The organism is Paraburkholderia sp. BGA-UO-ETr-F21, assembly GCF_059567925.1.
Map to the genome: position 1 here is coordinate 321,519 of NZ_JCAQOY010000007.1, position 11,532 is coordinate 333,050.

The window sequence follows — 11,532 nt, forward strand, 5'->3', positions numbered from 1 at the left end:
AGATTCGCCTTTGCTGACTCCTCAGCCAGATGGCCCAAGACAGGCCGTCCCGTCTCCCAACGTTACAACTTGATCGCCGCCGGGTCCGCCGTCAGATACCCCACCGTCGCGCCGAAGCGGTCCTTGTAGTTCGCCCGCACGAGCGGGTCGAGCGTCGATTTGACCTTGTCGTGCAACGGACTTTCCCAGTCGCCGACGTGCTGGAAGTTGCTCATCACGTAAGTCCAGCCGTTGATTTCGTCGACGGCGTGCAGGCCTGTCGACTCGGCGCCCGCCGGGCAAGACAGCACGCGAGCGAGCGTCTTTGTATCGACGTTGTACGCCCACAGGAAGTTGTTCACGTGCAGGCCGCTGTCCTCGCCGATAAAGAGCGTGCGCAGCTTTTCCGAGAACTTGAGATTGTCCGGGTTCGCAATGCGCTCCGGATTCGCGGTGTTGCCGAGCGCGTCGGGCGCTGACAGGTCCTCGCCGACCAGCGCCGCCGGTGCGGCCATATCCACCGGCACCCATTCGCTGTTGATCGCGCCACCGCTGCGGTCACGCTGGCCGCCCTTCATATTCAGCGCGTAGACCGCGCCGGCGTTGATCGTCTTGTCGACGGCCACGTCGGTGGAAGCGGCATTGCCGCGCACCATCGACTTCTCGATACGCGACATCGCCGAATACAGCACCTTGTCCTTGATGTTGACCGTCGTGCCCTCGAGCTTCGTGAAACCCATGCTGCCGCCGGCCAGCGCCGCATAGCGATGCGTTTCGAGAAAGGTCGCCGCCTGCGTCATGCCGGGCTTGATGCGCACCCAGTTGAAGGTGCCGTTGTAGTTGATCTTCGTGTAGGTCGGATCGAGCGGGTCTTTGGTCGCGACGTCCATGATGTCGCTCGCGCGCAGCCGGTTGGCAAGCGCCTCGATTTCGTCGCTGGTCGCATGACCCAGGTTGATCCACGACAGCGTCGCCGCGCCCGCACCGCTCGCGGACACCTGGGTCCACTTTGCGACGTACAGCGTACCCGCCGACAGATCGGCTTCGCGATCCGCGATGAACATGAACAGGCCGCCGTTGGTCGCGTCGTCGCCCATCAGGACGGTGCGCTTGTCCGGCATCACCTGAATCAGTTCGTGCGAGATACGGCCGAGGCAATAGTGCTTCCTGATCGTGCCGGTGCCATCCGGATTGACGGTCACTTCCGGCAGATGGCCATAGTGATAAGGGTTCGCGGTCGTTTCGTCGCCATACAGACTGCGGCTGAAGCCCTTGAACTGGCTGTTCGTGGCAATCGTGGTGGCGTCCGGCTCGTATTCTTCGCTCGACAGATGCGTGTTCCACGGCGACAGGCTCGCCCCGCAGGTAATCCACAAACCATGTGCCGTCGACGTATCCACGTTCGAATAGCCCGCGAGCGTGAGCTTGCCGGTGGCCGGGTCCTGATCGAGCGTCAGCACGGCGATCGGCGACGGCAGCTGGCCGTACATCGACACCAGACTCTGATCGCGCGTCGTGTATTCGAACTGCACGACGGCGAATACGGCGTTGCCCTTGAGACCTTTCACCGTCGGATTGTCGAGACGGATCAGCGAACTGCCGTCCGGGCAATCCGAGTAGAACTGCCGCTCCTTGCCCGCAACCGACTTATCGATGATCGGTTGATTGTTGATGTCGAAATAGCCGCCCGCCAGGATCGTCCCACCCTTGATGTTCGGCACGCTGTCGCCGGTCACGAAGAACGGCTGGTACGCGAGCTTGAACGTGCGGCTGCTGCCGTCGCTCAGTTGCACCGTCAAGGTCGAGCCGACTGTGGTTTTCGCCATCGCGGCCGGATCGGCCAGGGTCGGCGCGGCCATGCTGGCGAACGCCGCGGAGACGAAGTTGGCGGCCGGTTTGACCGGCGTGGCCAGATCGTCGCTGCCCCCGCAAGCGGTCAGCATCGAGGCCGTGGCAAGCCCGCCGAGCGGCAGCATCGGCATGCCCGCGATGAGTTTCAGGGCCTTGCGGCGGGAAAGGTCGAACGGCTCTGCCATGTTGTCGTGATCCAGTGTTTGGGTAGCGTGGGTGAATGCACAGCCGGCACGCACTCAGACCCAAACCACATGGTTCACGCTCGCGCCGCTATGACGCGAGGATTCTATGAAGTGATTGTGAAAGTATATTGACAGGCTTTGGTAATGTTTTATTTAGCCTTCGGTCAGCCACCCGGCTCACCCAATCCGCTCTCACGCGCGACCGGTTTCTAACCCGGCCGGCGAAATTCGTTCTCGACCCACGCCGCGGCGCTCGCCTTGCTGAGCTTGAAATTGGGCGCGACCTGCACTTGCGCGAGCTGTTCGCCGAAGGTGTCGAGCGCGGTCAGCACGGCGTACGGTTCGTCTTCGTCGGGAACGATGTCGAGCGTGATGTCGAGTTCGTCGTTGCCATCCGCGCTCGCCACCCGCACTTCCTTATGCAGCTGCGCGCGCAGTTGCTGCTCATGACGGCGCAGCACTTCAGACGCCGTCTTCACCAGCGTATTGAACGCGGACGTGTCCAGCGGCTTCGGATCTTTCTTGTTGCGGCCCATCGTCCACGGTCCGACGAGGGCGGGTTCCGCTTCGCCGTCCTTGATCATTTCGACGGCCCAGCCTTCGTCGTCTTCATTCTTGATGACGCGCGCGGTCCAACCGTCGTCGCGCCACAGGCGTGCTTCGTGCACGGTTTCGCCCAGTTCGGACGAGCCTTCCGTCGTGAAATCTTCAGGGGAGTCGGACGATGGAAGGGGTGTATCGGTCATTGCAGGTTCACTCACGTTCGCGGGGCGGAAACATTCTCAGGCACGCAATTCTACCCGCCTCACACGCGGCGAACGCCGCCCTCTGACGAACGGACAAGCCGGGACCATGCAATCGCCAATGGCAATCATCAATGCCGCTATTCGCGGAAGCTATAAGCCGATTATAAAAACCATAAAAAAACGCGGCCCTTGAGCCGCGTATTAAAAGATGAAAAAGACACCCTTGGTCAAGGGGTGAGCCGAATTGTATAACCCTAATTCACGAGGATAGAGCACATGAAATGGAAGAGTACGTTGCAGAAAACAGAATGAATCCCAATGTATCTCTAAATAACGCCAACCCTTTCTGCTCATGGGCTGCGACGTGGCGTCGCAGTCTGGCAACATCTTTGGTATTGACATGGGCAGAGTGTATTCCTCACCCGACATGTTTCTTCTTTATTTATCCGCACTTACCCAATTAACAGCCATCTATTACGAATTTCAAAACTAATTGTTGTGTCATTTGCAATTTAAGATAGGAATAACGGGACTACACTTCGCCCCGGATCGTCAGGCAGCCGGCGTAATCGGCGGTAAGCACTGGGATGCGATTCTCTACGCACTGTTTCGGAGCTATCTAACCATGAAAAAAAACCTCATCGCAGCAGGCCTCCTGGGCGCGGTTGCCATCACCGCCCACGCGCAGAGCAGCGTGACGTTGTACGGCACGCTGGACGCCGGTATCGTGTACTCGAACAACCAGGGCGGCCACAGCAACTGGCAACAAGGCAGCGGCGTGGCATCGGACACGTACTTCGGCCTGCGCGGCAATGAAGATCTGGGCGGCGGTCTGCACGCCATCTTCACGTTGGAAAGCGGCTTCAATCTGAACAACGGCAAGTACTCGGAAAACAACACGATGTTCAATCGCCAGGCCTTCGTCGGTCTGCAGAGCGATAAGTACGGCGCGCTGACGCTTGGCCGTCAATATGACTCCGTGGTCGACTACCTGGCACCGCTGTCCGCAGCCGGCGCGGGTTACGGCAACAACCTCGCGGCTCACCCGCTCGACAACGACAATCTGGACAACTCGTTCTCGATCAAGAACGCCGTGAAGTACACGAGCGCGAATTATGCGGGCCTCAAGTTCGGCGGCCTGTACGGCTTCAGCAACGCGTCCGGCGAGTTCTCGAACAACCGCGCATGGAGCGTGGGTGCTTCTTACGACAACGGTCCGCTGAGCTTTGCCGCGGCTTACCTGCAATTGAACAAGTCGGGCAGCTCGAACCTGAGCGGTGCTGTGTCGCAAGGCGACGGAACCGCAGCAGTCGCGGCCGATCTGCAACGCACGTACGGCGCGGGCATCAACTATACGTACGGCCCGGCGACGGTCGGCTTTGTCTACACGCACACGCAACTGGACGGCATCAGCGGCGTGGACGTCGGCGGCACGACCTTGCCTGGCGTCGCAGGCACCAACCTGCATATGGACAACTACGAAGTGAACGGCCGCTACGCACTGACGCCGGCACTGAGCCTTGCGGCGTCGTACACGTTCACCGACGGCAAGATGTCCGGCTCGAACGGCTCGGGCGATCCGAAGTGGCACACGGTGTCGCTGCAAGGCGACTACGCGCTGAGCAAGCGCACCGACGTGTACGTGGAAGGCGTGTACCAGCATGCTTCGGGTGAGCTCGGCAACTTTGGCTCGAACGTCGCGGCGATCAACACGCTGGCGCCCTCGTCGACCGGCAATCAGGTGGCGGCGGCAGTCGGCCTGCGTCACCGCTTCTAAGCCTTTTCAGTGGTCTGTGCGCAGCGAGTCTACCGATTCGCTGCGCGGTCAACCCGCGCGCGACACGATCGCGTCGCGGGTTTTTTCATGGCCTTACGTTTGGACACAATGCAGGCGGCTATGACTAGTGACGGCGCGCGCACCCGGTGGGTATACTGAGCCCGGCTGCCTTCCTTGCCGTCACACCTGCGTGTCGTTGCGGCTGAACGGCAGCTTCGTCGCGAAGCATCACGTCGCGTTCAATCGCACTGCGCTTCGCCCGCGCCCCAAGTTCCCGCATACGACCGGGGACGCCGACGACCGGACCATGAAAAGACTTCTCCTGCTTGTCCCCGCTGCTGCCACGCTTGCCGTTCTGGCCGGCTGCGGCTCATCCAGCGGCCCCGCCCGCGACGCGTCCCTGCCGATGATCTACGTGTCTTCGTCACGCGCTCCTGCCGACATAGCCGATTGCCTTGAAAGCCGTTTGTCACGCATGCGCACGTCGCGCGTGGGCGGCACGACGGAGATCGCGGTCGGCTCGGATTCGAACAATTCGTATTTCGTCACGCTGACGCCGTCGCACGCAGGATCCGTCATCAAGGTGATGCATCCCGCGAACGCTCCGGACGATCCACCGGAACCGGAAATGCGCTTCGACATTGCACGCTGCGCGACCTGAGCTTCGGTCAAACGCGCACGTCTCGAACGCCACGCCGATACGCGATTTTTTTTAACTCGCGTGTCGGCTATTTTTTTATCCGCGCATCTGCGAACATAGCCGCCCTTTGTCTTTTACGCGGCGCTGCGCCGCGAGTCTCGATGGCATCCAGCAAGGCACATCACGCTACCGGTTTCGCGGCCGGCGTCATCGCGGCGGCGATCGTCGCGCGCATCGGCGGCGGCGGTTCATTTCATCTTGGGGTGCTGTTGAGTTTCATCACCGGCGTGGCCGGGAGTACAGCGCCGGACTGGCTCGAAGTGGCGTGGTGGTCGCGCGCCCGGCGTTTGTGGATCACGCATCGCACGCTCACGCATTGGGGCGTGGGATGGCTCGCGTTGCTCGCCATGTCGTACCACTGGCTCGGGCATTCGGTCTATGCCGCGCCGGCGTTCGGATTCGCCTGCGGCGGCCTGATGCATCTGTTTGCCGATTGGCCGAATCCGCTAGGCGTGCCCTGGGTCGCCGGCAGGCATTCGTTGAATCTTTGGAATAGCGGGCACTGCGATCTGATCGTGGTGGCGGCTTCGTGGGCGGCGGCGTGGTTTGTCGGGTAGCACGTCTGGTTGCACGGCGTACATGGCGTTTCTCTGCTGCAGCATTTGAGAATCGGATAAACGTCAGCGCAACGCTGCGGCGAAGTTCGCGGGCGTCACGCCGAGCAGGCGCACGAACGCTCGCGTCATGTGGCTCTGATCGGCAAAGCCCGCTGCGGCGGCTGCATCGGCAAGCGCTGCGCCCTGCGCGATGCAGTGCCTCGCGAGTGCCACGCGACGCTGCATTCGGTACGCGTGCGGCGGCAGCCCCGTCTCATGCGCGAAGCCTCGCAACAACTGGAATCGGCTCATGCCGGCATCGGCCGCGAGATCGGCCAGCGTGAGCGGAGAGGATGGATCGTCGTCGATGCGTGCTTTCGCGCGCGCAATCGGCCCCCATGCGTCAGTCGACCGTGCGCGTGCGGGCTGCGTGGCATGCACGCGAACCAGATGGCCGAACAGGTCGAGCAACGCCTCCTCGCGCATCAACTCGTCCTGCACGGATCGCGCCTCCACCGCGACGGCGAAGAGCCGCTCGAACCAACGCTTCAGCAAGGGATCGTGCGCCACCGGCTGCGTGAGTTCGATTTCGCGCGCCGCCGTGCCCGTCAGTTCGGCCGCGGCGCCGATGAGCATGGCCGGTTCGAAATACAACATGCGCCATGCGCGCCCGCGCTCGTCGAGCGGACTGCCGTCGTGGACTTCGCCGGGGTTGACCATGATCGCGTCGTTGGCTCGCGCTTCGACGAGGCCACGTCCGCTCGCCGACCGATGCCCGCCGCTGACGATCACGCCAACGCCGAAGCGGTCGTGCGAATGACGTGGAAACGCGTGCGCCGTTTCGGCGACCGTCGCTTCGACGCCCGCAATCGCGCAGCGAGGCATGTGAACGCGGCCGCGCGGCATGGTCGCTTCTCAGCCGCTAACGTGAAGTTCGCGCGTCAGGGCACGCCAAGGCTCGCCAGCCGGGCAGCGTATCACTGCCGCCCCTCGTCGGTCCGCTCGCCTTCGCGAATCTTGCCTTGAGACACGCTGCTGCCCGGCGGCACGCTGTGCGTGAGCCACACGTTGCCGCCGATCACCGAGCCACGCCCGATCGTCACGCGCCCGAGAATCGTCGCGCCGGCATAAATCACCACGTCGTCCTCGACGATCGGATGGCGTGCATTGCCCTTGATCAACGTGCCGTCGAGGTCCGCGGCGAAACTCTTCGCACCTAGGGTCACTGCCTGATACACCCGTACGCGTTCGCCGATGATCGCGGTCTCGCCGATCACGACACCCGTGCCGTGGTCGATAAAGAAACTCGGCCCGATCGTCGCGCCCGGGTGAATGTCGATGCCGGTTGCCGAGTGCGCGATCTCGTTGATGAACCGCGCGAGCAGCGGCACACCCAGGCGATGCAACGCGTGGGCGAGCCGATGATGTGTCATCGCCCACACGCCCGGATAGCAGAGCAGAATTTCGGTGATGTGCTGTGCCGCCGGATCGCCGGTGAAAGCTGCCTGTATGTCGCTGACCAGCAGCGCGCGAATGCCTGGCAACTGCGTGCCGAATTCACGCGCGACGTCGAACGCGCGCGCCTGCAGATCCGCATCCGGTGTTTCGCCGAACTCGGGCAAGAACCGCAAGGCGCGGCGAATCTGTTCCGCCAGCAGCCGCAACGTGCTTTCAAGCGTGTGGCCGACGTAGTAGTCGACGGTTTCGTCAGTCAGATCAGGCGCGCCGTAATGCGTGGGAAAGAGCGCGGCGCGCAGGCCAGCGACGATGCTGATGACCGCTTCGCGCGAAGGCAGTTCGCGAATGCCGAGCGGATGCCGCGTGCGATGCAATTCTTCACGCGACGCGCGCAGGTCCGCGACGATCTGTTCGAGGCCCCAGTTCTGGGAAGGCACATTAGGCATAAAAGGACAGCGCCGTGCGATGAGCACGGTTCGAAGTGATTATGCCAAGAGATTACCGCGTTTTCCCGCGGCTCGCGCAGCGCCGCGCGAGCGTGAGCACGACACGCGGGTCATGAGATACGGCCCATGACGTGCAGGTGCAGGCGCAGGCGCAGGCGCTGCTCAGATGGTCACGCTGCTCGCATCGATCCAGCGCACTGCCCAATCGCGCGCGTGGGCAATGGCGCCCGCTTCGTCAGGAAAGCGCAAGTCGGTGGGGAAGAAACGATTGGCGACCAGTTCGCCGTCGCTCGAACGGGAGATGACCACGTAAGGTTGCCAAGTACCATCTCCCGCGCGCGCAGGCGCGCAATTCAACAAATAGCCGCGATGTGTGAATGCAGCATCGAAGTGCATGTGTCACCCGCCCTGACGGCCCCGTAGAATGTTTTGAGTAGCGCGCAGACGGGCTGCCGACTGTGAAAAAACAGCCGTGCCCTGTGTCGTGAATTTAACCGCGCTTCGCTCGTCGGAGTAAGATCATACTCTGTAGAAAATACGCGTCCATTAAAAAAAACGAAAAGAATAGCGGTCGCAATCGCCAGCGCAATACCTTGTCACGCCACTGCGGCAAAAGCGCGGTGCGTGCGCAAGTAAATCAGGGTTTGTGCGAGGCGGAACGGGTTTTGCTGCACGTCACACCATGTCCTCTTTAAAGGAGAATGCATGATGAACAGCGATATCAACAAGCCAGCAGATGCGACTCAACCCGCGGCCAGCAGCGGCACGAACTCGACGGAACTGCACAACGACCGCACGCATGACAGCACCGTCGACACCGACGGCAAGAATCTCGAAGCCGCGCGCATAGCAGGCCACAGCCCGATCTCGCCCGACGAGATCACCACCAGCAATGCCACCCTTTCGAACAGCGTGCCCGAGGCGCACGACGGTATGGCCGGCTTTGACAGCCGGGTTGGCGGCAATCATCTGCTGCTTGCGCTCGAGCCGGGCTATACGGTCATCGACAAAGGCATGATCGAGCCCCAGGGCGCGTATTCGGCGGATCATCAATTCGACGATCCGCGCCCGGTCGGCAGCCGTCAGGAACGCGGCCGCATTCATTACGCGCTGAATCATCTGCGGCCTACCCGGCTGATCGAATTACATCGGGTGAAATAAAACATTCGCCTTGCGTCTCTATTTATCGTCGCCGTTTGAATTTCGACGGCGGCCCCGATTAATCCGTATATTGCGAAGCGCGCATCGTTTGATTCACGATGCGCGCTTTTTACTGTGATTAGAAACTCCGGGTTGCAGGACCTGCGCGCTGGCGAGTCTTTTTCCCTCTGACAAGTGCCGGCACAATCGACGGGAAGTTAACCCTCAACGGAGCATGAGATGAAAAAAATCGTCGTGATCGGCGCCACGGGCACGTTGGGCCAGGCAGTCAGCGCAGAACTGAAGGCGCGCCATGAGGTGATCGAAGTCGGCGCGACGCGCGGCCAATATCAGGTCGACAGCACCGCCCCGGCGAGCGTCGAGCGGCTCTTTCGCGAGATCGGCAAAGTGGACGGCGTCGTCACCACGACCGGCAAAGTGCATTTCGGTCCGCTGCCCGACATGAGCGTCGAACAGTTCTGGGTCGGGCTGCGCGACAAGCTGATGGGGCAGATCAACGTGGTGCTCGCCGCCCAGCAATATGTGAACGACGGCGGCTCGTTCACGCTGACAAGCGGCATCATCGGCGACGAGCCGATTCTGCAGGGCGCGAGCGCGACCACCGTGAATCTGGCACTCGAAGGTTTCGTGCGCGGCGCGGCGATCGAATTGCCGCGTGGCATTCGCATCAATGTGGTGAGCCCGACCGTGCTCACTGAAGCGATGGACGCTTATGCGCCCTACTTCCGCGGCTTCGAGCCGGTTACGGCGCAACGTGCGGCGATGGCCTATCTGCGCAGTGTGGAAGGCGCGCAAACCGGCCGCGTGTATCGCGTGGGATATTGACGCAAGGATTCGCGCGATGCGGCCCGGCCGTATCGCGCGCCCCGCTCAGTGTTGTCGCCACTCTGCGGCGGCTACGTCAAGCTCTCGACGGCCCTCGATAAACTCAGTGAATCTCCGGCTCGCCCGCGGCGTCCGGCTCCGGCGCTGCATGCGCGCCGCCGCGCTGCAGGAAGTCGAAGTCACAACCTTGATTCGCTTGCATCACGTGCGCCTGATGCAGTGCGCCGTAGCCGCGTGTAAAGCGCGGCGCCGGTTTGACCCACGCGGCCTTGCGCCGCGCCAGTTCCTCGTCCGTCACCAACAGGTTGAGTCTGCGTTGCGGAACGTCGAGTTCGATCATGTCGCCGCTCTCAATCAGGGCAAACGGCCCGCCGATGAATGACTCCGGCGCCACATGCAGCACGCACGCGCCGTAACTCGTCCCGCTCATCCGCGCATCCGAGATACGCACCATATCGCGCACGCCTTTTTGCAGCAACTTCCGCGGTATAGGCAATTGCCCCCATTCAGGCATGCCCGGCGCCCCGACCGGCCCGGCATGCTGAAGCACGATCACGCAGTTCTCGTCGATGTCGAGCGTCTCGTCGTCGATGCGCGCGGCCATGTCGTTGTAATCCGCGAACACCACCGCGCGGCCGGTATGCACGAGCAGATGCGGCTCGGCGGCGCCGGGTTTGATCACGGCGCCGTCGGGCGCGATATTGCCGCGTAGCACCGCAAGGCTGCTGTTGGGCAGAAGCGGCTTGTCGCGGCGGCGAATCACCTCGTCGTTGAAAATCCGCGCGCCTTCGAGATTCTCGCCGAGCGTGCGGCCATTGACGGTTTGCTGCGATCGGTCGATCAGTTCACCCAGTTCCGCGAGCAAAGCGCGCAAACCGCCCGCATAGAAAAAGTCCTCCATCAGATACGCGCCGGTCGGACGAATGTTCGCCAGCACCGGCGTGCGGCGCGCAATGTCGTCGTAGCGATCGAGCGTCAACTCGATGCCCGCGCGGCGCGCCAGCGCGATCATATGCACGATCGCGTTGGTCGAACCGGAGAGCGCGAGGCACGTGGTCACCGCGTTATCGACGGAACCGGCAGTGAGGAGATCGGAAGGCTTGAGGTCTTCCCACACCATCTCGACAATGCGCATGCCGGTTTTCGCCGCCATCTGCGCATGACGGGAATCCGCGGCGGGGATCGACGCGAAACCGGGCAGCGTGAAGCCGAGCGCTTCGGCCGCGCTCGTCATGGTCGACGCGGTGCCCATCGTCATGCAGTGGCCCGGCGAACGAGCGATGCCGCCTTCGATGCCTTGCCAGTCATCCTGCGTGATCGTGCTCGCGCGCAGTTCGGCCCAATACTTCCACGAGTCGGAGCCGGAGCCGAGCGTCACGCCGTTCCAGTTGCCGCGCAGCATCGGGCCGGCGGGCAGGAAGATGGCCGGCAGGTCCATCGAGATCGCGCCCATCAGCAACGCCGGGGTGGTCTTGTCGCAACCGCCCATCAGCACGACGCCATCAGCGGGATAGGAGCGCAGGGTCTCTTCGGCTTCCATGGCGAGGAAGTTGCGGTACAGCATCGTAGTCGGCTTCTGGAAGGGTTCGGAGAGCGTCTGCACCGGTAGTTCGACCGGAAAGCCGCCGGCCTGCCAGATGCCACGCTTCACTTCCTCGACACGCTGTTTGAAATGGGTGTGGCAAGCGTTGATCTCGCTCCACGTGTTGAGAATTGCTATGACCGGTTTGCCGGCGTATTCCTCGCGGTTGTAGCCCATCTGCGCGGTGCGCGAGCGATGGCCGAACGAGCGCAGATCGTTCACGCCGTACCAGCGGTGACTGCGCAGTTCCTCGGGTTGCTTTCTCTTCGTCAATGTCCACTCCACG

11 protein-coding genes are annotated in these 11,532 nt (G+C 62.3%); 5 read left to right on the forward strand and 6 right to left on the reverse strand.

Features of this window, described 5'->3' with window-relative positions; all coding sequences use genetic code 11:
- Positions 1-62: 62 nt before the first annotated feature.
- Together AC57B1_RS06280 and AC57B1_RS06285 are read right to left on the reverse strand one after the other, a co-directional pair.
- On the reverse strand, positions 63-2,015 hold the full coding sequence (locus AC57B1_RS06280; protein ID WP_496416978.1) for a PhoX family protein: 1,953 nt from the start codon (positions 2,013-2,015) through the stop codon (positions 63-65).
- A 209-nt stretch (positions 2,016-2,224) separates the two neighbouring features.
- Positions 2,225-2,761 carry a hypothetical protein gene (locus tag AC57B1_RS06285; RefSeq protein WP_091806669.1) on the reverse strand — a complete coding sequence of 179 codons (537 nt, stop codon included), beginning with the start codon at positions 2,759-2,761 and terminating at the stop codon, positions 2,225-2,227.
- Positions 2,762-3,386: 625 nt separating this feature from the next.
- Between AC57B1_RS06285 and AC57B1_RS06290 the strand changes: the two genes are divergently transcribed.
- The 3 genes from AC57B1_RS06290 (at position 3,387) to AC57B1_RS06300 (ending at position 5,795) form a co-directional block, all read left to right on the forward strand.
- A complete protein-coding gene (locus AC57B1_RS06290) occupies positions 3,387-4,538 on the forward strand; it encodes a porin (RefSeq protein ID WP_496416979.1) in 1,152 nt (383 codons plus the stop codon).
- Positions 4,539-4,728: 190 nt separating this feature from the next.
- Positions 4,729-5,199, forward strand: a complete 471-nt coding sequence (locus AC57B1_RS06295) for a hypothetical protein (protein ID WP_091806663.1) — start codon at positions 4,729-4,731, stop codon at positions 5,197-5,199.
- A gap of 140 nt (positions 5,200-5,339) precedes the next feature.
- Complete coding sequence (locus AC57B1_RS06300; RefSeq protein WP_496416980.1) at positions 5,340-5,795, forward strand: metal-dependent hydrolase; 456 nt, start codon at positions 5,340-5,342, stop codon at positions 5,793-5,795.
- A gap of 63 nt (positions 5,796-5,858) precedes the next feature.
- Here AC57B1_RS06300 and AC57B1_RS06305 read toward each other — a convergent pair whose 3' ends face one another.
- From AC57B1_RS06305 to AC57B1_RS06315, 3 genes are all read right to left on the reverse strand, one after another.
- Positions 5,859-6,680, reverse strand: coding sequence for an AraC family transcriptional regulator (locus AC57B1_RS06305; RefSeq protein ID WP_091806659.1), 822 nt, complete (start codon positions 6,678-6,680; stop codon positions 5,859-5,861).
- Between the two features lie 71 nt (positions 6,681-6,751).
- Complete coding sequence (gene epsC / locus AC57B1_RS06310) at positions 6,752-7,678, reverse strand: serine O-acetyltransferase EpsC (RefSeq protein WP_408342184.1); 927 nt, start codon at positions 7,676-7,678, stop codon at positions 6,752-6,754.
- Between the two features lie 162 nt (positions 7,679-7,840).
- Complete coding sequence (locus tag AC57B1_RS06315; RefSeq protein WP_091806656.1) at positions 7,841-8,074, reverse strand: hypothetical protein; 234 nt, start codon at positions 8,072-8,074, stop codon at positions 7,841-7,843.
- 312 nt (positions 8,075-8,386) lie between these two features.
- Here AC57B1_RS06315 and AC57B1_RS06320 point away from each other — a divergent pair, with 312 nt between their 5' ends.
- Positions 8,387-8,839 carry a DUF3005 domain-containing protein gene (locus AC57B1_RS06320; protein WP_496417043.1) on the forward strand — a complete coding sequence of 151 codons (453 nt, stop codon included), beginning with the start codon at positions 8,387-8,389 and terminating at the stop codon, positions 8,837-8,839.
- Positions 8,840-9,058: 219 nt separating this feature from the next.
- Positions 9,059-9,664, forward strand: a complete 606-nt coding sequence (locus AC57B1_RS06325) for a short chain dehydrogenase (protein ID WP_496416981.1) — start codon at positions 9,059-9,061, stop codon at positions 9,662-9,664.
- Positions 9,665-9,767: 103 nt separating this feature from the next.
- On the opposite strand, the gene araD is transcribed toward AC57B1_RS06325, so the two are convergent.
- Complete coding sequence (araD, locus tag AC57B1_RS06330; RefSeq protein ID WP_496416982.1) at positions 9,768-11,519, reverse strand: L-arabinonate dehydratase; 1,752 nt, start codon at positions 11,517-11,519, stop codon at positions 9,768-9,770.
- Positions 11,520-11,532 lie beyond the last annotated feature (13 nt).

Excerpts from the sequence above, each read along its gene's own strand:
- AC57B1_RS06280 (WP_496416978.1), bottom strand. The coding sequence starts at position 2,015 with ATGGCAGAGCCGTTCGACCTTTCCCGCCGCAAGGCCCTGAAACTCATC.
- AC57B1_RS06285 (WP_091806669.1), bottom strand. The coding sequence starts at position 2,761 with ATGACCGATACACCCCTTCCATCGTCCGACTCCCCTGAAGATTTCACG.
- AC57B1_RS06290 (WP_496416979.1), top strand. The coding sequence starts at position 3,387 with ATGAAAAAAAACCTCATCGCAGCAGGCCTCCTGGGCGCGGTTGCCATC.
- AC57B1_RS06300 (WP_496416980.1), top strand. The coding sequence starts at position 5,340 with ATGGCATCCAGCAAGGCACATCACGCTACCGGTTTCGCGGCCGGCGTC.
- AC57B1_RS06305 (WP_091806659.1), bottom strand. The coding sequence starts at position 6,680 with ATGCCGCGCGGCCGCGTTCACATGCCTCGCTGCGCGATTGCGGGCGTC.
- epsC (WP_408342184.1), bottom strand. The coding sequence starts at position 7,678 with ATGCCTAATGTGCCTTCCCAGAACTGGGGCCTCGAACAGATCGTCGCG.
- AC57B1_RS06315 (WP_091806656.1), bottom strand. The coding sequence starts at position 8,074 with ATGCACTTCGATGCTGCATTCACACATCGCGGCTATTTGTTGAATTGC.
- AC57B1_RS06320 (WP_496417043.1), top strand. The coding sequence starts at position 8,387 with ATGAACAGCGATATCAACAAGCCAGCAGATGCGACTCAACCCGCGGCC.
- AC57B1_RS06325 (WP_496416981.1), top strand. The coding sequence starts at position 9,059 with ATGAAAAAAATCGTCGTGATCGGCGCCACGGGCACGTTGGGCCAGGCA.